At 70.3% G+C, this 25,310-nt stretch carries 27 protein-coding genes and 1 pseudogene; 9 read left to right on the plus strand and 19 right to left on the minus strand.

The features are described from left to right. Nucleotides 1-12 precede the first annotated feature (12 nt). From ACFXGA_RS30565 to ACFXGA_RS30575, 3 genes are all read right to left on the minus strand, one after another. Nucleotides 13-954, minus strand: coding sequence for an NB-ARC domain-containing protein (locus ACFXGA_RS30565; RefSeq protein ID WP_378093851.1), 942 nt, complete (start codon nucleotides 952-954; stop codon nucleotides 13-15). Nucleotides 955-1,298: 344 nt separating this feature from the next. Continuing rightward, nucleotides 1,299-1,793: a DUF6247 family protein gene (locus tag ACFXGA_RS30570; RefSeq protein WP_378093853.1), complete on the minus strand. Its 495-nt coding sequence runs from the start codon at nucleotides 1,791-1,793 to the stop codon at nucleotides 1,299-1,301. Between the two features lie 508 nt (nucleotides 1,794-2,301). Further along, nucleotides 2,302-2,838 (minus strand): tyrosine-type recombinase/integrase, encoded by a 537-nt coding sequence (locus ACFXGA_RS30575; RefSeq protein WP_378093898.1) that lies wholly within the window; start codon nucleotides 2,836-2,838, stop codon nucleotides 2,302-2,304. 11 nt (nucleotides 2,839-2,849) lie between these two features. Between ACFXGA_RS30575 and ACFXGA_RS30580 the strand changes: the two are divergent. Then, nucleotides 2,850-3,068 (plus strand): annotated as a pseudogene (locus ACFXGA_RS30580) (secretion system protein); the annotation flags it as partial. On the opposite strand, the gene ACFXGA_RS30585 reads toward ACFXGA_RS30580, so the two are convergent. Then, nucleotides 3,061-3,270, minus strand: a complete 210-nt coding sequence (locus tag ACFXGA_RS30585) for a hypothetical protein (protein WP_378093901.1) — start codon at nucleotides 3,268-3,270, stop codon at nucleotides 3,061-3,063. The pseudogene ACFXGA_RS30580 and the gene ACFXGA_RS30585 sit on opposite strands and share 8 nt — an antisense overlap. Nucleotides 3,271-3,295: 25 nt before the next feature. Then, the gene (locus ACFXGA_RS30590) at nucleotides 3,296-3,799 is read right to left on the minus strand and encodes an RICIN domain-containing protein (protein WP_378093855.1); all 504 of its coding nucleotides are present in this window, start codon (nucleotides 3,797-3,799) and stop codon (nucleotides 3,296-3,298) included. A gap of 460 nt (nucleotides 3,800-4,259) precedes the next feature. Here ACFXGA_RS30590 and ACFXGA_RS30595 point away from each other — a divergent pair, with 460 nt between their 5' ends. The 4 genes from ACFXGA_RS30595 to ACFXGA_RS30610 all read left to right on the plus strand — a co-directional run bounded on the left by ACFXGA_RS30595 (nucleotide 4,260) and on the right by ACFXGA_RS30610 (nucleotide 6,961). Further along, nucleotides 4,260-4,658, plus strand: a complete 399-nt coding sequence (locus ACFXGA_RS30595; RefSeq protein ID WP_378093857.1) for a phosphotransferase — start codon at nucleotides 4,260-4,262, stop codon at nucleotides 4,656-4,658. A 29-nt stretch (nucleotides 4,659-4,687) separates the two neighbouring features. Beyond that, nucleotides 4,688-4,885, plus strand: coding sequence for a hypothetical protein (locus ACFXGA_RS30600; RefSeq protein ID WP_378093859.1), 198 nt, complete (start codon nucleotides 4,688-4,690; stop codon nucleotides 4,883-4,885). A gap of 69 nt (nucleotides 4,886-4,954) precedes the next feature. Continuing rightward, the gene (locus tag ACFXGA_RS30605; protein ID WP_378093861.1) at nucleotides 4,955-5,827 is read left to right on the plus strand and encodes a helix-turn-helix domain-containing protein; all 873 of its coding nucleotides are present in this window, start codon (nucleotides 4,955-4,957) and stop codon (nucleotides 5,825-5,827) included. A 93-nt stretch (nucleotides 5,828-5,920) separates the two neighbouring features. Next, the gene (locus tag ACFXGA_RS30610) at nucleotides 5,921-6,961 is read left to right on the plus strand and encodes an aldo/keto reductase (protein WP_378093863.1); all 1,041 of its coding nucleotides are present in this window, start codon (nucleotides 5,921-5,923) and stop codon (nucleotides 6,959-6,961) included. Here ACFXGA_RS30610 and ACFXGA_RS30615 read toward each other — a convergent pair. After that, nucleotides 6,948-7,286, minus strand: coding sequence for an integrase core domain-containing protein (locus ACFXGA_RS30615; protein ID WP_378093899.1), 339 nt, complete (start codon nucleotides 7,284-7,286; stop codon nucleotides 6,948-6,950). The genes ACFXGA_RS30610 and ACFXGA_RS30615 overlap by 14 nt on opposite strands. Between ACFXGA_RS30615 and ACFXGA_RS30620 the strand changes: the two genes are divergently transcribed. Further along, the gene (locus tag ACFXGA_RS30620; protein WP_378093903.1) at nucleotides 7,197-7,574 is read left to right on the plus strand and encodes a hypothetical protein; all 378 of its coding nucleotides are present in this window, start codon (nucleotides 7,197-7,199) and stop codon (nucleotides 7,572-7,574) included. The genes ACFXGA_RS30615 and ACFXGA_RS30620 overlap by 90 nt on opposite strands. 126 nt (nucleotides 7,575-7,700) lie before the next feature. Here the strand turns inward: ACFXGA_RS30620 and ACFXGA_RS30625 are convergent, their stop codons facing one another. The 8 genes from ACFXGA_RS30625 to ACFXGA_RS30660 form a co-directional block, all read right to left on the minus strand. Further along, on the minus strand, nucleotides 7,701-8,510 hold the full coding sequence (locus ACFXGA_RS30625; protein ID WP_378093865.1) for an SDR family NAD(P)-dependent oxidoreductase: 810 nt from the start codon (nucleotides 8,508-8,510) through the stop codon (nucleotides 7,701-7,703). Nucleotides 8,511-8,524: 14 nt separating this feature from the next. Then, nucleotides 8,525-9,505: an alpha/beta hydrolase gene (locus tag ACFXGA_RS30630; RefSeq protein ID WP_378093867.1), complete on the minus strand. Its 981-nt coding sequence runs from the start codon at nucleotides 9,503-9,505 to the stop codon at nucleotides 8,525-8,527. A 13-nt stretch (nucleotides 9,506-9,518) separates the two neighbouring features. Then, nucleotides 9,519-10,490 carry a cyclase family protein gene (locus ACFXGA_RS30635; RefSeq protein ID WP_378093869.1) on the minus strand — a complete coding sequence of 324 codons (972 nt, stop codon included), beginning with the start codon at nucleotides 10,488-10,490 and terminating at the stop codon, nucleotides 9,519-9,521. 9 nt (nucleotides 10,491-10,499) lie between these two features. After that, complete coding sequence (locus ACFXGA_RS30640) at nucleotides 10,500-11,399, minus strand: aldolase/citrate lyase family protein (RefSeq protein ID WP_378093871.1); 900 nt, start codon at nucleotides 11,397-11,399, stop codon at nucleotides 10,500-10,502. A 97-nt stretch (nucleotides 11,400-11,496) separates the two neighbouring features. Then, on the minus strand, nucleotides 11,497-12,426 hold the full coding sequence (locus tag ACFXGA_RS30645; RefSeq protein ID WP_378093873.1) for a helix-turn-helix domain-containing protein: 930 nt from the start codon (nucleotides 12,424-12,426) through the stop codon (nucleotides 11,497-11,499). 161 nt (nucleotides 12,427-12,587) lie between these two features. Then, a complete protein-coding gene (locus ACFXGA_RS30650) occupies nucleotides 12,588-13,460 on the minus strand; it encodes a cyclase family protein (RefSeq protein WP_378093875.1) in 873 nt (290 codons plus the stop codon). 42 nt (nucleotides 13,461-13,502) lie between these two features. Continuing rightward, nucleotides 13,503-14,372 (minus strand): oxaloacetate decarboxylase, encoded by an 870-nt coding sequence (locus tag ACFXGA_RS30655; RefSeq protein ID WP_378093877.1) that lies wholly within the window; start codon nucleotides 14,370-14,372, stop codon nucleotides 13,503-13,505. A 15-nt stretch (nucleotides 14,373-14,387) separates the two neighbouring features. Further along, on the minus strand, nucleotides 14,388-15,689 hold the full coding sequence (locus ACFXGA_RS30660) for an amidohydrolase family protein (protein ID WP_378093879.1): 1,302 nt from the start codon (nucleotides 15,687-15,689) through the stop codon (nucleotides 14,388-14,390). 104 nt (nucleotides 15,690-15,793) lie between these two features. On the opposite strand from ACFXGA_RS30660, the gene ACFXGA_RS30665 reads away from it, so the two are divergent. Next, nucleotides 15,794-16,690 carry a LysR family transcriptional regulator gene (locus ACFXGA_RS30665; protein WP_378093881.1) on the plus strand — a complete coding sequence of 299 codons (897 nt, stop codon included), beginning with the start codon at nucleotides 15,794-15,796 and terminating at the stop codon, nucleotides 16,688-16,690. Nucleotides 16,691-16,979: 289 nt separating this feature from the next. Here ACFXGA_RS30665 and ACFXGA_RS30670 read toward each other — a convergent pair whose 3' ends face one another. The 5 genes from ACFXGA_RS30670 to ACFXGA_RS30690 all read right to left on the minus strand — a co-directional run bounded on the left by ACFXGA_RS30670 (nucleotide 16,980) and on the right by ACFXGA_RS30690 (nucleotide 22,416). Continuing rightward, on the minus strand, nucleotides 16,980-17,804 hold the full coding sequence (locus ACFXGA_RS30670) for an SDR family NAD(P)-dependent oxidoreductase (protein WP_378093883.1): 825 nt from the start codon (nucleotides 17,802-17,804) through the stop codon (nucleotides 16,980-16,982). A gap of 430 nt (nucleotides 17,805-18,234) precedes the next feature. Continuing rightward, nucleotides 18,235-18,618: a hypothetical protein gene (locus tag ACFXGA_RS30675; RefSeq protein ID WP_378093885.1), complete on the minus strand. Its 384-nt coding sequence runs from the start codon at nucleotides 18,616-18,618 to the stop codon at nucleotides 18,235-18,237. Beyond that, on the minus strand, nucleotides 18,615-21,113 hold the full coding sequence (locus ACFXGA_RS30680; protein WP_378093887.1) for a tetratricopeptide repeat protein: 2,499 nt from the start codon (nucleotides 21,111-21,113) through the stop codon (nucleotides 18,615-18,617). Before ACFXGA_RS30680 ends, ACFXGA_RS30675 begins: the two co-directional genes overlap by 4 nt. An 844-nt stretch (nucleotides 21,114-21,957) precedes the next feature. Then, nucleotides 21,958-22,107: a hypothetical protein gene (locus ACFXGA_RS30685; RefSeq protein ID WP_378093889.1), complete on the minus strand. Its 150-nt coding sequence runs from the start codon at nucleotides 22,105-22,107 to the stop codon at nucleotides 21,958-21,960. Nucleotides 22,108-22,221: 114 nt separating this feature from the next. Then, complete coding sequence (locus tag ACFXGA_RS30690) at nucleotides 22,222-22,416, minus strand: GlsB/YeaQ/YmgE family stress response membrane protein (protein ID WP_378093891.1); 195 nt, start codon at nucleotides 22,414-22,416, stop codon at nucleotides 22,222-22,224. Between the two features lie 269 nt (nucleotides 22,417-22,685). Between ACFXGA_RS30690 and ACFXGA_RS30695 the strand changes: the two genes are divergently transcribed. Beyond that, nucleotides 22,686-23,492: an FHA domain-containing protein gene (locus ACFXGA_RS30695; protein WP_378093894.1), complete on the plus strand. Its 807-nt coding sequence runs from the start codon at nucleotides 22,686-22,688 to the stop codon at nucleotides 23,490-23,492. A 58-nt stretch (nucleotides 23,493-23,550) separates the two neighbouring features. Continuing rightward, nucleotides 23,551-25,310: protein kinase (locus ACFXGA_RS30700; protein ID WP_378093896.1), on the plus strand; the 1,760-nt coding region annotated here is incomplete at its 3' end.

The raw sequence follows: 25,310 nt of genomic DNA on the forward strand, positions 1-25,310 counted from the left end.
CTGGCACACCGCTCAGGCCCGGCCAGCTACCATCCCGGCGGCACCGACCGCATCCAGGTAACAACCGCCTCGGGTTATCGGGGGAAGCTCAGCCAGAGCGTCCAGACCGAACCTGCCGAGTTCAGTGACGACATCAGCCAGGGAACGATCTGGCTGAAAGCGCGCACGGGCAATGATGACCGTCAATGCCAGAGGAAAGCCGCCGCACAATCGGATGAGCGTCGAGACCGCCCGCTCCTCGTTCGCGGTGCGTTCGGTCCCGAGCGACGTGTCCAATAGCGCGCGGGCCTCGGCATCGGTGAAGACATCCAAGGTTAGCGACCGAGCACCGTGCCCGACCACCAGCCCGGTCAGCCGATGGCGGCTGGTCACCAGCACGGCACACGACCCACCGCCAGGCAACAACGGTACGACCTGGGCGGTGGTCGCGGCGTTGTCCAACACGACCAACATGCGACGGCCGGCGACCAAGCTGCGATATAGCCCCGCCAAGGCGACGACATCGGACGGTAGGAGCGAGGGTTTCACTCCCAGGGCGACAAGGAACCCGCGCAGCGCCTCCGCAGGATCCACCGGTTCACCGGCGGGAGTGAAACCCCGAAGGTCCACGAACAACTGGCCATCGGGATACCGCGCGATGTGTCGATTCGCCCAGGCCAACGCCAACCACGTCTTGCCGACCCCTCCGGCCCCGGTGATCGCCGAAATCACCACCGCCTTGCCCGTCTCCGCACTGAGCGGTTCGGCCGTGCCCAACAGCGTGCGCTCCAACACGGCGAGTTCGACAACGCGTCCGGTGAACGACTCCTGCGCGGCAGGAAGTTGGCGCGGTACCACCGGCGCCAGCGACGGATCGGAAACCCGTACATCACCCTCGACGACGCCAGCTTGCACCACGACTGCCCCGGTCCCGGACACCACGTTGTGTACCGGCGACTCGGCATTGGATTGCACGGAAGCACCTCCCGCCGTGCCGCGTATCGAACATCTCAGCGTCGCACCCCCAGCACCGGCCGCTGCGCGGAACCGTCGTGTTTCACCCACCTGGATCAGGGCCGGCTCAACACCGAGCAGGAGGTGTCTATGCAACCGCGCGAGACGTCGAACTCGGCCGGGAACGCCGTCGGCGGCGGCGTGCGCAACTGTTCCGCAGCCGTGAGTTCGGCGACCGCGTCGTGCGCCGGCCGTCCCGGACCCGGCGACGTCCGTCCAGCTTCCCGGCCAACCGGTCGACCCCGGCCTGCGCCGCCCTGGGGGTGTGGGGGTGCCAGAAGTCGGCTAGGCGGCTTGACCTGCGGTTACGCAGCCTGTCGGTTCGTACTTGTCGCGTTTTTGTTGTTCGAGGATGAGGTAGACGATGAGGCCGTTGCCGTACCCGTAGACGAGTTGGCGTAGGGCGCCGGTGGGGTTGGCGCGGTGGTAGGGCTCGCCGTGCCAGGTTCATGGGTCAGCAGGGTCATGGCCTCGGACAGCGGTTCATCGGTCTCTGCCGGCAGTGCGTGGATCTGGCCCCAGACTTCGTCGGGGAGTTGGATCTGATGGTCACCTATCGGCCGCCGCGCTCCGTCTGCAGTTCGTCCCAGGTGCGCAGCCATCCGGGTGTCTGGCCGGTGGTGGGTCTGGTCGATGCGGCCGAGCATCCTCCGGTGGGCGGCGGGGTCGTGCCGGGTGACGGTGGCGATGCGCCACCACTGCTCGATAACGCTGCGGACCGGTTCGAGGCCGGACTCGGCCGCGGCCTGGCCCAGGGCGTGTCGACAGTCGGCGTCGAAGGCGTCGCGTTCCTCGGGCAACAGTGCGGTGCGGATCGCCTCGGGGTCATCTCGACCTCCGACGATGGCGTGTGCGCAGCTGCTGCGGCCACACCGACACGATAGCGGGCTGACGTATACGCCCCCTTGTCCTCCGCGTCGACCGGTGCATCGGCTGCCTGGGCCAGATGAGGGTCGGATGCGCGATCATCACAGTCAGCGGTCCGCGGACCGTCAGCAAGCGGGGGGAGTGCGTGGGAGCGGACGCTGGGAGCAGAATGGGAGCCGTCGGACGCTTTGAATAGCGTTCAGCCGCGTTCAACGGCTTCAACGGCCACGCATTTTCGGCGGTAATTCGGTTTGCGCTGGTAGAGGATTAATTCTGGCTTCATTCACACCGAAGAGGTCACTGGTTCGATCCCAGTATCGCCCACAGTGGGTTTTGCCCGGTCAACGGCTCGTAGACGATCTTCGTCTGCGGGCCGTTGATCGTTGCGGGGAGCAATTCGGGAGCGGATGATCTTGACCACCTCCGTATTTGCGAAGGTGGTCAGGGGTTCGTGCTCCCCGTTCGCTCCCGGGTTTGCTCCCAGCGGTGGTGGAGTGCGGCGAGCATGGCGTCGATCATGGGTTGGGTGACGTGGGAGTAGACGCCCATGACGCCGTGGAACTTGTGGCCGATCCTCTTGTGCTGGAGTACTTCGGGGACGCCGTCCTCGATGAGCCGGGTCTTGTGGGTGTGGCACAGGTCGTGGAAGTGCATCATGTCGGGGTTGATCCGCGGTCGGCCGGTGGAGGTGTCGCCGCGCAGGGCGGGTAGCCAGACCCGTTGGCGGAAGTTGGAGCGTCGGTGGAAGCCGCCGTCGGTTCCGGTGAACACGAATCGGGCGTGGGGCCGTCGTGGGGCAGGTCGACCAGGAACCCGGGGGAGGTGCACGGTGCGGACGCTGGCGGGGGTGTTGGGCGGTCCGAGGGTGAGTTTGCCGCCGACCTCGTGCAGGGCGCCGTCCTTGCCGTCGACGCGGATCTCGGCGTTGGCCGTGTCGACCCGTGACCATTGCAGGCCGGTCAGTTCACCCCAGCGCAGGCCGGTGTAGGCGGCGGTGGGCGTTCGAGCAGATCTGCCGCGCCTTGGACACCGCCTGCCTCACCCGCACGACCCCGTGGGCGACGCTGCGCCGGCTCGGCGAGGAACTGGACGTCACCGAGCTCGCCGAGCTCGCGGCCTCGGTCAGCCTGGCCGGCACCGAGGAAGCCAAGGTTCGCACCTCCTTGGCCGCCAAGGCCGGAGCACTGCGCATCCACCAGATCACCGAGCACGATCCCGGAACGGGACCGCCGCGGCCGGCACGTCCAGTGCCCGGCAACTGCTCGACCAGCTCGCCAGCGGCCCGCTCACCGGCTCCACCCTCGCCTCCGATCGCAACGCCGTGATCGCTTGCGCCACCACGGGCGGCAAGCCGATCAGGAGTGCCGCCGCGAACAGCGCCGTGTCGAACCGGCGCGCCGTTCCGATCACGGATGATCACCTTCCGAACCGCTGTTCAGGTGCGCCACAGCTGGTGGGTGCCGCCGTGGCAGTCCCACTGGAGCAGCCAGGCACCCGAGCTGTAGCTCCCGGCCTCGACTTCGAGGCACTTGCCGCTGTGCCGGGCCCTGAGCTGGAACCAGCCGTCGCCCCGGTTGACGATCTGCCACTGCTGGTGGGTGCCCGCGTGGCACCACCACTGGAGCACCGCGGCGCCGGCGTGGACGTAGCCGTGGTCGACCTCCAGGCAGTGCCCGCTGTGCTCCGCCCGCACCTTGACGTATCCCTCGCCCGCGTCGTCGATGCGCCACAACTGGTGCTGGCCGCCATGGCAGGGCCACTGGAGGACCCGCGTGCCCGGGTCGAGGTAACCGTGGTCGACCTCCAGGCACATGCCGGAATGTCGGACTGAGATGGAGAACGGACCGGCCGGTATCGCCTGCGCGATGGCGGGCGCGAACCCGAGGAGGAGCAGCACGGCGAACAGCGCCGTGCCGAGCCGGCGGATGAGTCTGGCCATGGTTCGGACACCTCTCTTGGACGCGGGGTGCGCCGACGGTCGTCGACGGCTATTCGTCACGTGGAAATCGTCATGCGTCACGTGTGCCGAGCACGCGAACACCGATGTGCCGGAACCACCGGACCGCCGAACCGCTGGAATGCGGTTCTTCCGACGCTGGTCACCGCAGGTCTCGACCTACCCGTAAAGCAAGCTTAGAACCGGCGACACGCGCCCGGAAATCCCACAGGTGGCCGAAGGAAAGCCGCTGTTCCTACTACCCGCAATCGGATTCGGTACATCCCGACTGGAATGACCGCAATGCGCTGAGCGGCGAGCAGGTTGGGGTGTTCAATATCGAACCAGGCCGGGGCGGCCGCAGCGGCGAGGTCCGGAACCCGCAGAGTTGGGCGAACAGGGCACTGTCCGGCTCCACCTCATGGGCTCGGTTCTGGCTCGTGGACCGGCTCCGGGACGGGACATGGAGGACGACCCGGTGCCGAAGCTCGATTCCGTGCCCGGCGGTGCCCCGCCCGCGCCCACCGAGCGCCTCGACCGGCTGCACGCCTGGAAGCCCGACTCCGACGCCGCCGAAATCCTGCGCCGGCCGTTGCCCCAGGGCGGCTTCACCGGCAGGGAAGCGTTGCGCGCGGAGATCGACCGGCTGCGCGCGGCCGATCGCGACGGTCTCGTCCCGCGCCGGGTCGTCACCGGCCTGTCCTCGATCGCCGACCACGCGCCCGAACGCGCCGACGCCGACGTACCCGTGCACGGCGACTGCGACTGGGACAACTGGCTCGCCGACGGTGACACCGTCACCGCCCTGCTGGACTTCGAGTGGGCCCGGTTCGGCGAGCCGGTCGACGACTGGTTTTCCTGATCCGGTTCAGCGGCCCGCACACCGGGATCGTGCTCGACGTGGTTGCCGCGGCGACCGGGACACCCTCCGAGGTGCTCCGGGCCGGCTGCGAGATCCGCGAGGCCAGCCACGTGGTCACCGACGTCCGCCTGGGCCTGGAGGGCGACCCGGAGGCCGGTGTCGGCACGATCGGTGACCTGGAGGAACTTGTCATCGGCCGCTACTGGTGGCGCGACAGCTGGGCGTAGAGCAGTACTTGGGTGACGGCACCTCGACGTCTCACGCGCACCCAACCCGCCCGTCCCCACACTGACTGCGTGGCGACGGTGGGCGGGGTTCGCGAGTCGGGCGGCCGGTATCTGCAGCGGCGGGAGTACCACTGGTCCGGGCTCGGCGTCGAACTGGCCCGATGGCAGGGCGGCCCGGCCACCGAGGGCCTCTGCCGGCTGCCCGAGCACCTGATGTTCGTCACGCTCGGGGGGACGACCGCCCGCACGGAAGCCCGGATCGACGGCGGCCGGCGCTACGTCGGCGCCGACTTCCCCGGGGCCGTCAGCTTCATCCCCGCCAACCGCGAACGGCGGGCCTGGCACGGCGAAGGCGTGATCGACTACGTGACCATCCGCCTCGACCCTCACCGGCTGCCCGGCGGCATCAACCCCGGCAGCCTGGAGTTCACGGGCTTCACGAACAGCCCGGACCCGCTTGTCCGCCAGTTGGCGTTGGAACTGCGGGACGAGGCCCGCACGGGCGGCCTGGCTGGTCAGCTCTACGTCGACTCCATCGCCGCCACCCTGGCGCTGCACCTGCTCCGCACCTGCTCGAACCTCGCGCCGAGCCGCCCGGCCGCCGCACCCGGCCTGTCGGGGAGCCGGCTGCGCACGGTGATCGAGTACATCGACGAGCACCTCGGTGACGACCTGCGACTCGATCGGCTGGCCGACGTGGCCGGCGTCGACCGGCACCACTTCGGCCGCGCGTTCAAGAAGGCGACGGGCGTGCCGCCCCACCGGTACGTGATGCGACGCCGGGTGGACCGCGCGACCGAGCTGCTCGCCCGCTCGGAGCTGCCGATCGCGCGGATCGCGCACGACGTCGGCATGTCCAGTCAGAGCCACCTGACCACCGTGTTCCGGCGCATGGTCGGCGACACCCCGCTCGGCTACCGGAAGGCCCGCCGGAACGCCTGACCGATTCTGGTAAGCGTTCGGGACGTGGAAGACGGCGAAGGCGACTTCCCGACAGGATCCGGGCGACCTGATCCCCAGCAGAGGAGTTCGCCCATGCCCAAGCCTTCCCGCCGGTCAGTGATCAAGGCGGCCGGAGCGACCGCGCTCGGCGCGGGACTCGTGGCCGGGTTCGCCGACACGTCCGGTGCCGCCGCCGCTTCCACCCCGAGGGCGAACGGGTCCGGCATCCTGTGGCGCACCATCCCGTCCACCGGCGAGCGGGTGCCGGCCATGGGGCTCGGCACGTTCATGACGTTCGACCGCTGGGACCACCTCCCGCGAGAGGACCTGCGCCAGGTGCTGACCGACTACTGGAACGCCGGTGGTCGGGTGGTCGACGTCTCGCCGCTCTACGGGCTCTCCGAGAAGAACATCGGTGAGCTCGGCCAGGAGATGGGCATCAACCGGCAGATGTTCGTCAGCAACAAGTTGTGGGCCACCGGGCCGTACCTGAACAACGACTCGGCGGCGGTCGCGCAACGCGAGCAGTCACTCGCCGCGCTCGGCCGTGACAGCCTGGATGTGGTGCAGGTGCACAACGTGGTGGCGCCGGAGATGCAGATCCCCGTCCTGCGCCGGTGGAAGCAGGAGAAGAAGATCCGCATGCTGGGCATCACCCACCACGACCAGCTGTACTACCCGGTGATCGAGCACTGGATCCGCAACGGCGATCTGGACTTCGTGCAGATCCACTACTCGATCCAGTACCGTGGCGTGGAGGAGCGGTTGCTGAAGCTGTGCCAGGACCACGGCACGGCCGTCATGGTCCACATGGCACTGGAGAAGGCCCGCCTGCACGAGATCGTGGGCGACCGCAGGCTCCCCAGGGTGGCACGGGACATCGGGGCGGAAAGCTGGGCGCAGTTCTTCCTGAAGTACGTCCTGGCCCACCCGGCGGTGACCGTGGTGAACGTGGCGACCACCAACCCCCGGCACCTGGCGGACAACTGGGCCGCCATGCGCGGCCCGCTGCCCGACCGCGGGCAGCGCCGGGAGATGATCAAGGCGGTCGAGGACATCCCGGGATTCCGCGACCTGCAGACGCGACCGTGGTACCCGGGCAAGAGGTTCGACGGGCAGGTCAAGCTGGGCTGATCGCCGACTTGCGCAGTGTCGACTCGAAGTCACCGTCCTCGTGGGCCTGCACGAGAAGGTCCACGAGGACGCGGCGGTCAACGGTGTGGGCGTCCGAGCCCGGAGGCCGCCCAGTCGCTGCCGTCGGCGGATGTCGAGTCCGGTGACGGCTGCTTGATCGGTGACGGCTGGTGGCAGCGGTACGGCATTGGTGGGGCCGGCGGGTGTTGTAGCAGCGCTCGTACTCGCGCAGCGCGTGGAGCAGGTGCTGTTGGTTCCAGATCAGCGTTCGGTCAAGCAGTTCCCGTCGGCGGCTCTGGATCCAGCGCTCCGTGATCGCGTTCATCCGCGGGATCCGGACTCCGCTGAGAACGACCCGGATGCCCGCGTCGGCGAGGACGGCGTCGAACAGTGCCGGGAACTTGCCGTCCCGGTCGCGGATCGGGAACCGCACGGCCTGGTGAACCTGGAGATCCTCGGACACCTGCGCTGGGCGGCGATCGAGCCGGCGACCATCTACGAGGACACGGTCGACGCGCTCGCCGACCACATCGTCGCCGTCACGAGCCTGAGGCCCGGCGGCGCCGTGGGGGAGCGGTGGACCAACGCCGTTCCAGGTGGGGGTCCAGGGTGAGTAGTCCCTCCGTGCGCCGGTCGCGTCCCATGCGCCGGCAGGATCTCGACCTCTGCTACGGCGCGGAAACCTGCTCCCCTGGTGTCGGCGTTCGCCGGCAACCGCGGCGCGATCTACCGCCTGCGATCAGGGCGGTGAATCCGGGAGGTCGAGCGTGCGGGTACCCGTGAACGCCTCGCGCAGGGCTCGGTCGCGGACGTCGAGGATGACGGTGAAGTCGTGGGTCATGATGTAGGGCTCGTTGTCGTGGATTCCGCGCACGACGAGATCGCCGACTTCGGCGGGCAGCATGTCGGCGTGCGCGGACTGCCCGCTCAGGTCCGTCGGTGGCGTGTCGGTGTCGGGGAGCCCTCGTAGCGATCGCGAGGTTCGCCACAGGCGGCTGCGAACCGGGCCGGGGCACAGCACGCTGACCCCGACACCGGCCTGTGCGAACTCGTCGCGCAACGCTTCGCTGAGCGCGATCACCGCAGCCTTGGTCGCTGAGTACGGTGCCAGTCGGGCGGTGCCGAGCAAGCCGCCGATCGATGCCGTGTTGACGATGTGGGCGTCACCGGCGCCGGTCAGGTCGGCGTAGAAGGTGCTGATCCCGTTGTAGACGCCGGTCAGGTTGACCGCGACCATGCGGTCCCACATGGTCGCGTCGACCTCGTCGAAGCCGAGGCCGAGGCTGCTCACCCCGGCGTTGTTGACCAGCACGCTGACCGGACCCCACGTGCTGTGTACCGTTTCCGCGGCTGCGGCCCAGCCGGCTCGGTCGGTGACGTCGAGAGCAATAGCCAGCACGTCCGCTCCGCTGTCGCGCAGGGAGGCGACGGTGCCGGCGAGCTCCTCCTCGTCCCGGTCGGCCAGCGCGACCCGGGCGCCTTCGGCGACAAGGGCCTGCGCGATGCCGAGGCCGATGCCGCCCGCCGCCCCGGTGACGAGTGCGGCCACACCCGAAAGATTCCTCATGCCACGTCCCCTGGTCGGCGCGGGAGCCGGCTGAACTGCCGGCTGATCCAGTCGTTGCCTGCCTGAGCCGCCTGGACGCTCACCTGCGCGGAGTAGATCATCCCGAAGCCGTGGAACCCGCCGGCCCAGACGTGCAGCTCGCAGTTGATGCCGGCCTCCCACAGCTTGCTCGCGAAGGCGACCACCTCGTCCCGGAACACCTCGGCGTCACCGACGTCCAGGTAGGTCGGGGGCAGCCCGCTGAGGTCGGTGGCGCGCGCCGGGGCGGCGTAGACGGACACGTCGTCGGTGCCGTAGCGCTCGCCGAGGAGCGACTGCCAGCCGAACCGGTTGCTGTCGCGCGCCCATGGGACACCGTCGACGATCTGCCGCGTGGAGACGGTCTGGTCACGGTCGTCGAGCATCGGGCAGCTGAGGAACTGCCACGCGATCCCGGGCCCCCCTCGGTCGCGGGCGAGCAGCGTCACGCCGGCCGCGAGACCGCCACCGGCGCTGCCGCCCATCACCAGCACACGGTCGGGGTCGAACCCGAACTCGGCCGCGTTCCGCGTGAACCACTCCAGGCCCGCGTAGCAGTCCTCCACCGGTGTCGGGTCGGGGTTCTCCGGCGCGAGCCGGTACTCGACGGTCGCGGCGACCACGTCGAACTCCTCGATCCAGGGAACGAACCACTGGGCGCCGCGGAACCGGTTCCCGGTGATCATGCCGCCGCCGTGGATGTGGTACACACCGGGCACGGCGGCGTCGCTGTGCCCCTCTCGGCGGAACACGGTCACGATGATCTCGGCGCCGTCGTAGCTCGTGACGGTGTGCTCGGTGACCTCGATCGGACGGTCGCCGACGACCGCCTCGAGCGGCGTGACCGCCTGGCGCACCGCGGGCAGGGTCTCGAGCGTGCGTGGCGTGACCTGGTCCGGGATCAGCGCCAGCCCGGCGGCGAGCTCGGGGTCCAGCGGCGGGCGGGGAAGTGCGCACATTCGGGCCACCCTTCTAGAGGATCGCGATGGGGTTGGTCGCGCTGGAGGTCACGCCCTTGAGCCGCCAGGGCAGCATGGCGAAGAAGAACTCGTACCGGTCGCCGGCTCGCAGCGCCTCGACGAACTCGCGCAGCTCGAGGTTGTCGATGAGCCACAGGCCCAACGCCACCAGGCCCACCGTGTGGATCGGCCGCAGGAACGACAGGTCGGGGTAGCCCGACGGCTGCACGTCCTGGATCGCGTCGCTGCCGAGGGCCGCGATGTCGCGCTCCCGGATCCACGGCAGGCACGACGCGTGCAGGCCGGCCTGCTTGGCGAGGCCGTTCAGCACCTCCACCCCGTGCTCGAGGGTGCGGGCGACGTGCCCGGTGTGCACCAGCAGAACGTCGCCAGAGCCGACGGTGACGCCCTGCCGGCGCTCGGCCTCCTCCAGCTCGGCCACGGTGATCGGGTGCCCCGGCTCCAGCCACGGGACGCCGTGCAGAGCGGGGATGTCGAGCAGCACGCCCCGGCTGACGATGCCCTTGCCGGCGTCGCTGACGGAGAGCTTCCGCGAGCCCCGGATCGAGGTGACCTCGTCGTCGACGACGTACCCGTTGTACATCCTGCCGTCCCACGAGTAGTGGGCGAGGCCGTCCAGGTGGGTGTTGGAGCCGTGGGCGGCGATCCCGACGTAGTCGGTGACCGAGTCGAACCGGCTGCCGTCCTTGCCGACATGGTGGGAGACCTCGCCGATCTGCATGAAGCGCTGGACGACCGCGATCCCGGTGTGGAGGGGGTCCGGGTGCTCGGGGTCGATGTCGCGGGACAGGGAGACGGCGGTTCCCTCCCGGATCAGCGCCGCGGACTCGCGCCGCTTCGCCGGCGTGATGAGGTTGAGGGTCCCGAGGCGGTCGTCGTCGCCCCACCGGCCCCAGTTGCCGAGGCTGTCGAAGTAGCCGGCGACGGTGTCGGCGTCGGTGGCGGGCACGTCGAAGTCGGTCACGGTTGTCCCCTAACGGTTGAGCCTGCCGCGCTGGTCGGCGGTGAGCGGCGATCCGGCCGGCATGTGCGGGCCGATCGCGAAGAAGGCGCGGGCGCCCCTCGCGTAGTCGGCTTCGACGTCGGCGTAGTCGTTCAGGCCCACCGGGAGGCCGAACTCCCGCCCGGCGGCGAGGACGGCGTCGATGCCCTCGACCGTCCTGGGCATCGCCGCGCCGTAGGGCGGCTCGCCGTTCGACAGGGCGAGGTCGCCGCCGCCGGCCCAGAGGATGGCCTTGACGCCGGCGTCGCGCAGCGCCGACGCGATCTCGCGGACGTTCTCGACTCCCCGGTAGCTCTCGATGATGAAGATCAGCAGGAGTTCGCCGTCGGGGTCCAGCCCCCACACGTCGGACCGCTCGACGTAGGCGAGCTGGTCCAGGCCCCAGTAACGCGCCGGCACGGCGGGGCTGAAACCACGCCTGCCCTCCGGCTCGTAGTCGGGCGCGCCGGGCCGCTGCGGGTACCGCGACGCGGCGACGGCGGCCAGCGCCTCCTGCGCGGTCTCGATGTGCGGGAACATCAGGCCCGCGACACCGGCGTCGAGCACCTGCTTGACGACCCACGAGTTCATCTCCCGTCCGGCACACGGCAGACGCGCGATGACCGGCTTGATCGCCGCGCGACCCGCGCCGGCCAGGACCGCGGGGTCGAGGAGGTCCTGGAGGAACCGCCGGAGCCGCCCCACGTCGTAGGGCTGGTGCTCGAGGTCGTAGAGCAGGAAGTCATAGCCGGGGTTCGCCTGAGCGGTCGCGGCGGTCTGGTGATCGGCGTCGACGCCGTAGTAGTTGACCCAGACACCGAACACGGGTCTGTCCGCTTCGAGCAGATCGATCAGCGGGTTGACCAGGGCCTGCCCATGTCGTGCCGTCATGGCGGAAATGATCAGTCGGCGGCGGCCGGTGGCGTAACCGACGCATGTGCGCGGAACACGGCCGGGACACCGACATCCGTCGGATGGGTGACCCCGGCTAGCTCCCGATGACACGCTGGCACATCCTGGCGATGATGTACCGCATCCGGCCGGGCACGGACCGCGGGTCCCAGCCCAGCTGTTCTGTGATCGCGTCGTGCCGGGCGTGCACGGTCGAGTGGTGCAGCCCCAGCGCCGCGGCGGCGGCCCGCACGCTGTCGTGTTCAGCCAGCGCGTCGGCGATCAGGCGGCTCTGCGCGTCGAGGGCGCGGACCGCGGCGAGGTCGGCGTCGGCGTGGCCGGACTCGACCGCGTCGAGCACGATCGGCAGGAGGCTGCCGAGATCGGCGGCGTCGATCCGGGGGATGCGGTCGTCGGTCAGCCGCAACGCCGCCACCGCGGCCGGCAGGCTCGCCGGGAGTCGGTCGGCGCGGGTTCGGGCCCCGACTCCGGCGCGGCGGACCCGGAGCGTGCCGCCGGTGTCGATCACGACCCGGACCAGCCCACGTGCCGTCGGGTACACCGTCGACGCCACGTCGAGGACCACCACGTCGACCGGAGCCACCACGAGCCGCACCCGCGCCGACGGCACGATCCGCAGCCGATCCAGCGCCGCGACCCGATCCGGCACCGGATGGTCGGCGTCGATCGCCACGGCGACGGAGTTCTCCGGCGTCATGAGACGGCGAGAGGCCAGCACGTCCAGGGCGAGGCCGACCCGTTCCAGGATCAGCTCGTCGTTGGCGTTGGGCTCACCGGTACGTTCGAGCCACACCCGGCCGCCCGTGCTCCGTCGTTCCGGCCACTCACCATGAGCACCCGCAGGCGGTGCGGCGCCGGTCGCGACCATCCGCGTGACCCGGCCGGCCACCTCGACGCCGGCGATGGTTCCGGACAGCAACGCCGCACCCCGCAACAACGACGGGACCCCGACGCCACCGGCGATCAGCTCGTCGAAGTAGGTGATGACTTTGAGTGACTCGCTCACATGGGGATCGAGAGCCGTCAGACGGCCGACCAGTTCCCGCATGCGTCACCTCCTCAGCCCACGGCACCACGACAACGGACACGACAACGCAACGAGCCGATGACGTGGCCGCACGACCCGCCGCGATCCGTGTTGCGGACCCAGCACAGCCAACCCTCCGATCAGAGCACGATGAGCGGTTGGACGAGTTGCCCCGTGGTGCCGTGGATGTTCGGCGGAGAGGCGATGAACAGGAAGTCGTCGCGTCCCCGCGCCGCGCAGGTCTCGCCGACGGCCTGCAGATCCATGTCGTGGATGAGCGGGATGCCGTAGAAGGTCTCCGCGAGCGTGTGGATGGGCGCCCACGCGATCTCCGGCGTCGCGGAGGGGAAGCGGTCGCTCGGCGAGTCGGAGGCGAGCACTGCGGCGTCCTTGCTCGCGATCAGCTCGACGCACTCGTAGTGGAACCCGGCGGAGGGGTCGACGCTCTCCAGGTTCCTGCGCGGGCCGAGCCGCACGACGAACGCGTCGCCGGGCTGGAGGCGCTCGGCGGCGTCGGCGATGTCCTCGACGTACACGCAGTCGTCGTCGGCGAGCGCGTCGACGCCCCTCCGGCGCGCGACGTCGACGAACACGCCGCGCGTGACGATCCCGACCTCGTTCATCATGCTGAGCTTCCTGGTGCCGGTCTCGTCGAAGACCTCGTCGATCGAGTAGCCGTTGAACCCGTAGCCCTTGAAGAAGATGTGGCCGAGGCCGTCGATGTGGGTGGGCCCGTGATGCGGGTCGAAGGACTTGATGTGGTCGCCCATCCCGCCGAGGTCGAAGCCCTCCGGCTGCGGGTACTTCTCGAGCGTGCTGAGGCCGACGACGGGTCGGGCGCAGGTGAAGACCTCGCCGGTTCGCACGGCGCGGATGCCGCGGAGCGTGGACTCGGGGGTGAGCAGGTTGAGGGTGCCGCGGTCGTTCGGCCAGCGGCCCCAGTTCCCGGTGTGCCCGGGCCAGTCCTTGAGGTCGTCGGGCACGGATGCGGGGTCGTTGTAGGTGTACGTCATCGTACGTTCCTCTCGATGGTGCGTGCGGGGACGTGAGCGAGGTCAGTCCAGGAGCCCGTAGGCGGAGGCGAGACGGCGCACCTCGTCGATGCCGAGGAAGGAGTCGTAGCCGATGACCCCCTGGATGCCGCCGAGTTCCTCGCTGGCGCGGAGGGTCGCCCGGGTCTCCGCCAGCTCGGCGAACGCCCTCCGGATGCCCTGAGTCGCGGCGATGTGCGCGAGCCCGTAGTAGACGACCGCGGACGCGCCGAGCGCGCCGAGGTCGGCGGCCGTCAGACCGGGGAGATCCGTGATGAGGACCGGCGCGTCGGAGCTGTCCCGGAGCCTCTTCCACGCGGGCTCGTCGAGGTTGCCCGCGATGAAGAGGGCGTCCGCCCCGGCGGCCTGGTAGGCCAGGAGACGGTCGACGGCTGCCTCGGGTCCTTCGACGTGCGCGGCATCGGTGCGGGCGATGATGAGGAAGTCGCTGGACTCTCGCGCGTCGACGGCCGCCTTGACCTTGTCGGTCGCGGCCTCCACCGCCAGCAGACGCGGCGTCTGCGTGATGTGCTTGCCGAACTCGTGGTCCTCGAGGTGGGTGGCCGCGGCGCCGGACCGCTCCAGCAGGCGCACGGCGCGCGCGACGTGGACGGGGTTGCCCCAGCCACCCTCCCCGTCTACGACGATCGGCACGTCGACGATGTCGCAGAGCCGCCGCACCTGGTCGGCCATGTCCTCCGCGCTGATGTAGCCCACGTCGGGGAGACCGTACTTCGTTGCGCCGGTGCCGTAGCTGCCGATGTAGGCGGCCTCGAAGCCGAACTCCTTGACCAGGAGGGCGCTGATCCCGTCGTACATCGACGGGATCACGAGGGTCTCGCCCCGGCTGAGCAGCTCGGGAAGACCGCTGGGCTTGTCGTTCACGTTCGTCATGGCTCTCACCGGTTCTCAGGCGGTCCACCGGGCGCGCAGGCCCTGGCGGTCGACGCGTTCGCCGGCGAGGTGGACGTCGACGATCCGGCGCGTGTGGACGATGTCGTCCAGGGGGTTCGCCGCGAGGACGACGAAGTCCGCCTTCTTGCCGGCGGCGAGCGTGCCCTGCAGGCGCTCGATGCCGAGCACCCGGGCGGCCTGGGCGGTCCCCGCGTCGATGGCCTGCGCGGGCGTCATCCCGGCGTCCACCATCGACGCGAGCTCGAAGTGCTCGGCGAATCCGGGGAACTGGCTCGACAGCCCGGTGTCGGCCGAGAGGACGAGCCGCACGCCGGCCGCCACGAGCTCCTTCACCTCGTCCCGCAGGGTCCGGTAGACGCCGGTCATGTACCGCACGACCTGCTCCGGAGCGGCCTTGAGCTGCTCGCGGAGGACGTCGCGCTCGGTCTCGGTGACCGTCTCGGCCAGGAAGGGGTCGTCCAGCAGCGCCGCGCCCAGGGTGATCCCGCGCTGGATGCCGAGGGAGGTGAACATGAAGACGTCGCGCTCGAGCAGGAGGTCGATGAGCTCCCGGTCCGGGCCGGGCTCGCGCACGAGGTGCGCGGTGCCGTCGACGCCCGTCCGGATCACGCCCTTGGCGTCGTCGAGGTCGTGGATGTGCGCGATGACCCGCAATCCCTCACGGTGCGCTTGGTCGATGATGGCGCGGTACACGGGCGGCTCCATCTTCGCTTTCGTCCCGTTGCGGCTGTCGAGCCAGAACTTGACGACGTCGACGCGCTTGGCCGCCAGCGCCCGCACCTCCCGACGGGCGGCCTCCGGGTCGGTGACCTCGCGGAGCACGTCCGCGGCGAAGTGAGCGCCGCCGTTCGTACTGCCCGGGGTGGGTGCCACGAGCCCCGTGCCCGCCGTGTAGAGCGTCGCGAGCCCCGTCTCGCGAAGCTCTCCCGACCGCTGCTCCTCGCGGAGGGCCAGCTCGGTGTCGTCCCGGTCGGTGCCGAGCGACTGGACGACGCCGACGCCGTGGTAGGCGAAGCGTCGCAGGTGATCGAGGATGTTCTCGCGCGAGTAGTGCGCAGCGTCCTCGAAGCCGTCGCGCATGTAGCCGATGTGGACGTGGGGGTTGATGATCGCCGGCATCACGAACCGGCCGCCGAGGTCCACGACCTCGCCTCCGCTGTCCGCCGTTCCCGCCGGACCGACGGCGACGATCCTGCCCTCGTCCACGACGAGGTCCGCGGAAGGGATCACCGGTCCCCCCTCGGCGCCGGTGATCACGGTCGCGCCTCGGTAGACGACGGCCTGGTGCTGAGTCATCGTTGACACCTTTCGTTCCAGATAGCGACTCTATTCGCAACAATCTGGCCGGTCCACGTCCGGAAAGGCGACGCAATGTTGCTGTGAGGGTCATAATGTCGCCCGTGGACATCCGAAGCCTGCGATACTTCCTCGCCGTCGCCGACACGCTGAACTTCACGCGCGCGGCCAAGCAGCTGCACATCAACCCGTCTCCTCTGAGCCGAGCGATCCAGCAGCTCGAGGCTGAGATCGGCGGATCCCTCTTCACCCGCGACACGCGGAAGGTGGAGCTGACGGTGCTCGGGATGGCGCTCATCCCCCGAGCCGAGCGCGCGGTCGCGGAGGTCGACTCACTCACGCACGACATGCAGCGGCGTGCGCGGGGACGAGCCGACATCAGCCTCGGCTTCCGCTCCGTGCCGCACGATGTGCTCCGCTCGGTCACAGAGGCCACGAGCGCCGCCGGGACGGATCTCATCGAGGTCCAGCTGCGGCCGCTCCTTCCGCGGACGCAGATCCGCGCCGTGCTCGCGGGCGACCTGGACCTGGCGATCGTCCAGGAGCCGATCGAGCACAGGAGCCTGTCGTCGCTGCCGATCCTCGTCGAGACGCAGGGACTCGCCCTGCCGGAAGGCGCTCTGCCGCCGGATGCCGTCGCGACGATCGACACCCTCGCCGACTTCACGATCCTCGTCCCCGCGGGGACGGACGTCATCACGACCGCCGCGTTCGAGCGCATCGGCGTGGCCGCTCACGACATCCTCGTGGCGGAGTTCGACATCGTCGGCGGCTTCGCGGCGCTCATCGCGAGTGGCGGGTACTGCTGCCTCGTGCCGATGCATCCGAGCGCGCCCTGGCATCAGTACGTCATGGCGCCGGGGGTCGCGGTCCGGCCCTTCAGCCCGACGCTCGCGCCGGTGACCTCCGTCGCATGGCGGTCGTCCCGCGACAACGAAGGCGACCTCGGCCCGGTGCTCGACCGGCTCCGAGCGGCGTTCCCCCAGCCCCTGCGGCGGTGACAGCGTCGCAGGGAGGATCGGTTGGGCGGCGGGCTTCCCGCCGTGCACCATGATCAGCGTCCCGACGAACGAGCACGGGCCCTCGTAGCCGTGCCGCTGCCAGGCGTGGTTGGTGTTGCGCTGCACCACGACGTCGCCCGCGCGGAGGAACACCTCCCCGTCCTCGAGGTGGAGCCAGTGCTCCCCTTCCGTGACGACGTCGTAGTCGATCGTGCGGTGCCGGTGGAACCCGTACCGCCAGCCCTCTCCCGCCTCCTCGTTGGAGCGGTGGCATGAACTCGGGTCCGCGTCAGTTCATGTACTGGCCGCCGGCGACGTCGATGGTCTGGCCGCACATGTAGTCGGCGGCCTCGGTGCTGAGATAGCCCACCATGTTGGCGACCTCCTCGGGGAGGGAGGCACGCCCCACCTGCACGTACTGGCGGATGGACTCGTACATCGACTCGCGTCCGATCCGCATCTGCTCGTCGGGCGGGTTCAGGACGAGCTTCTCGAGCGGCTCGCTCACCATGATCCCGGGCGCGACGCCGAGCACTGAGATCCCGCGGGACACGAACTCGTGCGCCAGGTTGCGGGTGAAGCCGATCACGCCGGACTTCGCAGAGTTGTAGACGGTCAGGCCCCGGTGCTGGATGCGCCCGCCGACCGACGAAATGTTGATGATGCGGCCGTGCCCGACCGGCAGCATGTGCTCGAGCGCCGCGTGCGCGCCGTACATCAGCATCGTGAGCGAGCCGTGGACCGTGTAGTCGAGCTGATCCTTCGTGTAGGTGTCGAACGCACCCGAGACCAGCATGACCGGGTTGTTGACCATGATGTCGAGGCCGCCGAGCGCGTCGCGGGCTTCCGCGACCACCCCGTGGACCTCGTCCCAGTCCGACACGTCGGCGCGGAAGGGGATGGCGGTGCCGCCCCACCGCTCGCGGACGATCCGAGCGTTCTCCTTCGCGCCCTCCTCGTTGACGTCGACCAGCGCGACGTCGGCGCCGAGACCGGCCAGGCGGTTGGCGATCGCCTGTCCCAGCCCGGCGCCGCCGGAACCGGTGACGATCGCCTTCTTGCCCGAGAGGTCCATCAGTTCGGTGACGCGCTTCTCGATGATGTGCCTCGGCATGCGGTTGAACCCCAGCACCTCGGACCAGTCCGGCTCGCTCTCAACCATGGAAGTTCCTCTCGTCGCGTCATTGCTTCGCGTGGCGCCCTTGCTCGTTTGTGACCGTAGACGCAACGGTGGTTGCGATCCACGTCCCATTAGGTGGTTCAGTGATGCTCTATCCGCAATGGACGCCGGAGGATCCGGCCGCTTTGACGGTGACGGCCATGCACAGTTGCCGACTTCGCACGACAGTCCAACGCCCCGCCGATGCCTGATGAGTCTCTTGTGGGGCGGAGTTCATGATCACGGCCTGGGCTGCATCTCGAGGCCGACCGCGCGGGGCACTGGGCATTACTTTTCGGAGGATGTTTTCGGGATGTTTGAGGTTCAAGTCATGAGAACGTATGTGTACCAGGTGTTGAAGTCGTCGTGGGGGATTAAAATTCTTCTAACGGCCGAAGTTGAAGAACGTGAAGGGAGTGAATCGGAGAAGGTGGTCGCCGATCAGTCGGTCTGGCTGGCCTTCCAAAGGCACTGCTGCGACTTTGCCTGAAAGATTGCGGAAGGGTTGGCTGAAGCGGTGCCAGATATCATTCGGCAGGTTCTGCGCTGTAGCTCGGGTTAGGAGGCCGCAGTAGTTGTCGGTGCGGCGTTCGTGGCGGACGGTCAGGCGGCGGTAGCCGGTCAGACACGAGATGGCGCGTTTCGACGACGCTCGGCCGAGCCACTGCGGATCAGTGAGGACTTTCGCGGCATCAGTCGTTCGTTCATGCCGATGAGCGGTGGTTCCAGGCAGGCGGCCGGTCGGTGGCTGCGGCGCGTGAGCGTTCATGACGATCTCGCGGTTCTCAGGCTTGAGCGGATCGTCCTGGTCGTGGGGTGGTCGGGTCCGAGCGCCCGCTCGCTGGCGACGAGCGTGGACTCGAGCAGCGGGATCGCCCGATCCAGGTCGCCCATCGCCCAGTAGGCGTGGGCCAGGTTGTGCCGCGAGGTCAGCGTGTCGGGGTGGTCGGCTCCCCGCACCCGTTCGCTGTCGGCGACGGCAGCCTCGTACAGCCGGGTCGCCCGGACCAGGTCGCCGACCGACATGTAGGCGTAGGCCAGGTTGTGCCGCGACGTCAACGTGTCGTTGTGGTCCCTTCCCAGCACTCGCTCCAGGTCGGCGACGGCAGCCTCGTACAACGGGATCGCCCGACCCAGGTCACCCGCCGACTCGTAGGCGTCGGCGAGGTGGGTCCGCGAGGTGAGCGTGTGGTCCCTTCCCAACACCCGCTCGCGGTCGGCAAGGGTCGCCTCGTACAGCCGGATCGCCCGACCCAGGTCACCGACCGACTCGCAGGCGTGTGCCAGGTGGTTGCGCCATATCGATGTGTTCGGGTGGTCACGGCCGAGTACCCGCTCCGCGTCCGCGACGGCGACCTCGTACAGCGCCAGCGCCCGACCGGGATCGCCCGCCGACTCGTAGGCGTTGCCAAGGTTGCCCCGCGAAATCAGCGTGTCCGGGTGGGCGGGGCCCAAGACCCGTTCGCGGTCGGCAAGGGTCGCCTCGAACAGCCGGATCGCCCGACCCAGGTCACCGACCGACTGGTAGGCGAAAGCCAGGTTGTTCTTGGAAGTCAACGTCTCCGGGTGATCGGGGCCGCGTACCCGCTCCGAGTCCGCGACGGTGACCTCGTACAGCGCCAGCGCCCGACCGGGATCGCCCGCCGACAGGTAGGAGTGGGCCAGGTTGCCTCGTGAGGACACCGTGTCCGGGTGGTCGGTGCCCAGCACCCGCTCCTGGCGAGCCAGGTTCGATTCGCGCAGCGGGAGGGCTCGGCTCAGCTCACCCGCCGTCCAGAAGGCGTCGGCCAGGTAGCTCCGCGACTTCAGCGTGGCCGGGTGGTCAGGGCCGAACACCCGCTCTTCGTCGGCGACGACCGCCTCCAACAGCGGGATCGCTCGGCTCGGGTCGCCGGCCGCCAGGTGGGCGTGGGCCAGGCTGTGCCGCGAAGCCAGCGTCATCGAGTGGTCGGGGCCGTTGAGGCGTTGGCAACTGTCGGCGGCGCGGGTGTGGTACGCGATGGCGGTGCCGACGTCGCCCTGCCCCGTCAAATAGCGGCCCAGCTCGTTGAGGAGCCGACCGGTCTGCGTGGTGTCGGTGTCCGGGGAGGCGTGGCCGAGCAGGGCCCGTGCGTGGGGCAGGACCATCCGGTAGGCGGGCCAGTCGACGGGATCGCGCGGGTTGTGCCCGGAGAGCGCTGTCGTCAGGGTGGTGGTGGCGTTGTCCCGGGCGGTGGCGATGTCCGCGGGTTGCCGGTGGCGGTCGGCCGGGTCGGGGGTGCGGGTGACCGCCTGTACCAGGCGGTGCACCGCCACGGCGTCGGCCGTGAGGCCGATCATGTTGTAGGCGGCCAGGCGTCCCAACGCCTCGGACAGCTCCGGTTCCCCGAGCGCACCGCCACCACCGAGCATGGCGCGGGGGATGCCGTCGGGTGCGTACCAGGCCAGTTCCCGCAGCACTCGGCCCGCCGCCGGGGTGTCGGCCAAGCGGTCGAGGGTGACGTGCCAGACCCGGGCCATCGTCCGTTGCGCGTCACCGCCCTCCGCCGTCGCGGTGAACATCCGCGCCGGGAAACGCGCCAACAGGTCGAGGTAGGCGGCCGGGGTGATGCGGTTCTGGGCGATGTAGGCGCCCGCCTGCTCCACCGCCAACGGCAACCACCCCAACTCCGCGCACAACCGGTCCCCACCATCCAGGTCGGCCTCCGGCCACTCCGACCGCACGAGCCGGGCCAGCAACTCCGCCGCCTCGCGCTCCGACAACACGTCCAGCAGGACCTTCTCCACCGCCCGCCACCCGGAGCGCCGACGACTGGTGATCACCACCGTGCCCGTGCGCACCCGCTCCAGCACGCCCTCCACGTCCTCGGGGGTGATCACGTTGTCCAAGACCAGCAACCACCCGTCGTGGCTCGCCAGCCAGCGCAGACCCAACTCCACCCGCTGCTCCGACGGCAGCACCGCCGCCTCCGGCGCCACCGCGTCCGCCAGCTCCGCCAACCCCGCCACGACCGCCGAAGGCGAATCCGCGGTCATCCACCACGTCAAGGAAAACCGACCGGCGTGCTGTTCGGCGAACCGGGCGGCCAGCGTGCTCTTGCCGACCCCGCCCAGACCGTGCACCGCCACCACCACCGCGCGAGCACCAGTCCGGACCACCGCCGATTCCAGCCGTGCCAGCTCTTCGACCCGGCCCACGAACACACCGGGCTCCACCGGAACCCGGCCCACGCCCGGCGCCACCGCACGCGACTCCATCACCGGCACACCCGGACCACCGACCACCAGGTCACCCTGCACAACACCCACGGCGGTCCCGCCGTGACCGCCCACGCCACCGGTGATCGACACCGACCCGGACGTCGGGGCACGGCCACCGCGCGCCGCCGACGTGGCGTCCGGCGACGTCTCACCGATCCGGCCGAGATTCACCCCCACTGTCGGGCCGGAACCGGAACCACCCGACACGCCGCCATTGACGATCACACCCCGGCCCGAGACCGCCTGCGAACCACCCGTCCCGGGCGCGGAGGGAACCTCCGCGACGGCGGCACGCCCCGGTCGCACCGCGATCGCCAGCGTCGCCACCCCGACCACCAGGCCGCCGATACCCGCGACCCAGCTCAACCCCTCCACGAGCGGCCGGGCCCCATGCCCCTCGTCACTCAGCCACCCGACCAACCCGAACCGCACCACCACCCACACCACAACACCGCCCGCGGCCGCACCACCGGCAGCCGCCAACCACCGACCACGCCGATGCCCTGCCACACGAACCTCCTCCCCGCACAGCACAACCATCCCGCACCCACAGCTCCGCACCAACCACCGATCGCCGCACGACGCGACATTCCACGGCACCGGGAACGCTTCCGATGTCGAGCAGGCGGCAGGAGGTCGTGGTGGCGGTGTCGCGTGCGGCAGTCGGTGGGGGTCGTCGGGGTCGGGGGTGCGGGTGACGGCGCGGATCAGGCGGTGCACGCCGATCGTGTTCGCGTCGAGGGTGATCATGTAGGTTTCCACTTCCCGCCAGCCGCCGCTCTGGCGCGAGGTGATCACGATCGTGCCGGTGCGCACCCGCCGTGTTCAGGTCCCCCCTGCACCAGGATGCCGCCCTGCATGACGCCGATCACGGACCCCGTGCCACCGTCAATGCCACGACGGCCACCACCAGGCCCGCGATACCGGCCAACCAGCTCAACGCCTCCACAACCGGACGCGCCGCATGCTTCTCGTCGGTCGGGAAGGCCGGCACACCGAACCGCAGCACCGCCCACACCCCACCACCACCGAACCGCGCGGCACCCGTCACCCACTCGGAACCGCTGCGCGGTGGTGGACATGGGTCGGGCCCGCCGGTGGATGACCGACGGGCCCGGGTGGTTCGGTGGGGTCAGCTGTGTGAGCGGTGGCCGCGCTTGGTGACGACGTGGTAGATGCCGAGCACGATCAGCGAGCCCAGGATGGCCAGCAGCCAGGTGCTCAGGTCGAAGAAGCTGCCGATGTCGGAGCCGAAGACGGCGCGGCCGATGAAGCCGCCGATGTGATCGGTACAGGCACCGGGTTGCCCAACTCGCGCCGATTTCACACCCCTGTGGGGTGCGAGCAGTCGGTCACGCCGTCTGACGAGTGGTTGGGCGGCAGAGGGTTCGTACTCGTTGATCAGGTCGCCGATGTGGTCGGGCCGGGGAAGCCACTTCGCCGGGCTGCCTGGACACGACACCCCGGCCGGGTGCCCGGACCCTTGACGGCGGCTTCGGCACGGAGCATCGCCGCAGGTGGGGGCGGGGCGCGTGCGCGTTTGAGACCGGTCTCAAGACGTGCGCGATAGCCTGCCGTTGCCTGAAAGGAGCCTGCGTGACGAACAGGAATCCCCGGCCCCACCCGTTGCCGGCGGGCACGCCCAGCCTGGCGCGTGGGGTGCCGGACATGCCGACGGGCACCATCTTCGCGCTGGCGGCGGACGGTGGGTTCGTCGTGCCGCCCCAGGAGCAGGAGTTCGTCCTTCGCTTCGGGCGGAGCAGGGACGACGTGCACGTGCCCATCGGCGTCACCGATCCCTACGTCAGCCGGTCGCACGGGGCGGTGGTCGGTGACGGCCGGGAGTGGTGGATCTCCAACAACAAGGGGAGCCTGCCGCTCCAGCTCCCCGGCGACCTCCTGCTGCTCGCCGGCCAGGAGGTGGCCCTCGCGCCCGGCTACACCCCGCTGTTCATCTGTTCCTCGAAGCACCGGGCACACCTGCTGGAGTTGCACGTCGTCGGCGCCGGGACGGCAGGCTCCGAAGGCGGGGAGCACGAGCGGACGAAGCCCCCTGACGCCTACGACTTGAGCCCGGAGGAACGGCTGGTGCTCACCGCGCTGGCCCAGCGGTACCTGCGGCAGGACCGCTACGCCCAGCCGGTGTCGTGGAAACAGGTGGCCGCGGACCTCAACCAGGTGGACGGCGGCAGGCGGTGGACGCAGAACAAGGCGGCGCACACCGTCAACGCCGTGCGCCGGCGGCTCGCCGCGGGCCCGGATCCGGTCCCCGGCCTCCGGCGCGAGGACGGCGTCGGCGAGCCGGTGGGCAACGCGTTGAACCACAACCTGATCCAGGCGCTGCTGCGGACCGGCACGCTGGTGCCGTCCGACCTGAACGTGCTCGGCGACGCGGATGCGTGAGCCGGCGCCGATGTGGCGGAAAGGCCAGGTGGTCGACGACCGCTATGAGGTGACTGCCGTGCACGGACAGGGCGGGATGGGTGTGGTGTACCGGGTCCGGCACCTGGGGTGGAACATCGATCTCGCGGTGAAGTGCCCCCGGCCCGAGCTGTTCGACAGTGCGGCGAGCAGGCAGCGGTTCGTCGAGGAGGCGGAGACCTGGGTGTCGCTCGGGCTGCACCCGCAGGTGTGCCACTGCTACTACGTGCGCGTGCTCGGAGGTGTGCCGCGGGTGTTCGCGGAGTACGTCCCCGGCGGCAGCCTGTACGACTGGATCGCGGACCGGCGGCTGTACGAGGGCGACGCGCCCGAGGTGCTGGGTCGGATCCTGGACATCGCGATCCAGACCGCGTGGGGCATTGACCACGCGCACGGCCACGGCCTGGTGCACCGGGACGTCAAGCCCGCCAACGTGCTGCTCGACGACGACGGCACCGCCAAGATCACCGACTTCGGACTGGCCCGGGCCAGGGACCTGGCCCTGACCGGCCCCGCCGCCGCTCCCGGCGCGAGCGTCCCGGTCCCCGGGGGCGGCGGGTTGACCCCGCGGTACGCCTCGCCCGAGCAGGCGGACGGGATGCCGGTGAGCCGGCGCACCGACATCTACAGCTTCGCGGTGTCGGTGCTGGAGATGTGCGTCGGCAGGGCCACCTGGACGTACGGACCCACTGCGGGCATCGCGCTGGCGGGCTACCGCGCGGGCGTCGTGCCCGGCGCGGTAGCCCTCCCGCGGGCTCTCGGCGACCTGCTCGAACGGTGCCTGCGCGAGCACCCCGCCGGTCGGCCCGGCGCCATGGTCGACGTCGCCGCCGAACTGGTCGACACCTACCGGGCCGTCACCGGCCGGCCGTACCCCCGGCGCGCGCCGGTCATGGCCGACCTGCTCGCCGATGAACTCAACAACCGGGCGTTGTCGCTGCTCGACCTCGGCCGTCCGGCAGAGGCCGAGGCGGCGTTCGAGCAGGCCCTGGCGGCCGATCCGCAGCACACCCGGGCCGTCTACAACGCCGGGCTCGCGCAGTGGCGCCGGGGCGAGATCACCGACGACGAGCTGGTCACCGGGATGGAGGCGTTCCGCGCGCACACCGGCGACCACTGGGAGGTGCGGCTCGCGCTGGCCCGGATCCACCTGGAGCGCGGCGACCTCGGCGCCGCCCGCGTGCTCCTCGACGCACTGGCCGGGCGGCAGTCGCGGGAACCCGAGGTGCTCGCGACGACGCGCGTGGTCGAGTCCGGCGAGGTCGCCGACGCCGGCCTCGTGCACGAACGACGGGTGCCCTGGCGCCGGGACGGGTACGTGGTCCCGCTCGCCGTCACCCCCGACGGCGGGTTCGTGCTGACCGCGGAGCGGGACGGCAGGATCCGGCTCTACAACGTCGCGGCCGGGCGGTGCGTCCACACCGTCGGGGCGCGGCACGGCCCGGTGCACGCGGTCGACCTCACCCCGGACGGACGGTTCGCCGCCGCCGTCTACGAGGACGGGACCGTGTGGTTCTGGGACCTGGCCGGACCGCACGGCCGCCGCCTGCACGCCGGCGGCGACTCCGGCGGCCGTGGCGCGGTTCGGCTCGTCCCGGACGGGCGCCGCCTCGTCCACAAGAGCGCGGACGGCGTGCTCCGCGTCCTCGGCACCGATCGCGACCGGCACCTGGCGCTCGACGGGACCGCGGGGGGCGGGCGCGGGGGGGGGGGGGGGGCCGGGGCCCGCGGGGCGGGGGGGGCGGGGGGGGCCCGGCGCGCGCGCCCGCCAGCGCGGGGGGGGGGTGGGGCGGGTGATAA

The organism is Actinosynnema sp. NPDC059335 (assembly GCF_042752395.1).
GTDB lineage: Bacteria > Actinomycetota > Actinomycetes > Mycobacteriales > Pseudonocardiaceae > Actinosynnema.

What these genes read in the sequence shown, in the direction of transcription:
- ACFXGA_RS30590 (WP_378093855.1), bottom strand. Translation starts at nt 3,799, where the DNA reads ATGGCCAGACTCATCCGCCGGCTCGGCACGGCGCTGTTCGCCGTGCTG.
- ACFXGA_RS30595 (WP_378093857.1), top strand. Translation starts at nt 4,260, where the DNA reads ATGGAGGACGACCCGGTGCCGAAGCTCGATTCCGTGCCCGGCGGTGCC.
- ACFXGA_RS30610 (WP_378093863.1), top strand. Translation starts at nt 5,921, where the DNA reads ATGCCCAAGCCTTCCCGCCGGTCAGTGATCAAGGCGGCCGGAGCGACC.
- ACFXGA_RS30615 (WP_378093899.1), bottom strand. Translation starts at nt 7,286, where the DNA reads ATGAACGCGATCACGGAGCGCTGGATCCAGAGCCGCCGACGGGAACTG.
- ACFXGA_RS30630 (WP_378093867.1), bottom strand. Translation starts at nt 9,505, where the DNA reads ATGTGCGCACTTCCCCGCCCGCCGCTGGACCCCGAGCTCGCCGCCGGG.
- ACFXGA_RS30640 (WP_378093871.1), bottom strand. Translation starts at nt 11,399, where the DNA reads ATGACGGCACGACATGGGCAGGCCCTGGTCAACCCGCTGATCGATCTG.
- ACFXGA_RS30650 (WP_378093875.1), bottom strand. Translation starts at nt 13,460, where the DNA reads ATGACGTACACCTACAACGACCCCGCATCCGTGCCCGACGACCTCAAG.
- ACFXGA_RS30655 (WP_378093877.1), bottom strand. Translation starts at nt 14,372, where the DNA reads ATGACGAACGTGAACGACAAGCCCAGCGGTCTTCCCGAGCTGCTCAGC.
- ACFXGA_RS30660 (WP_378093879.1), bottom strand. Translation starts at nt 15,689, where the DNA reads ATGACTCAGCACCAGGCCGTCGTCTACCGAGGCGCGACCGTGATCACC.
- ACFXGA_RS30670 (WP_378093883.1), bottom strand. Translation starts at nt 17,804, where the DNA reads ATGCCGAGGCACATCATCGAGAAGCGCGTCACCGAACTGATGGACCTC.
- ACFXGA_RS30675 (WP_378093885.1), bottom strand. Translation starts at nt 18,618, where the DNA reads ATGAACGCTCACGCGCCGCAGCCACCGACCGGCCGCCTGCCTGGAACC.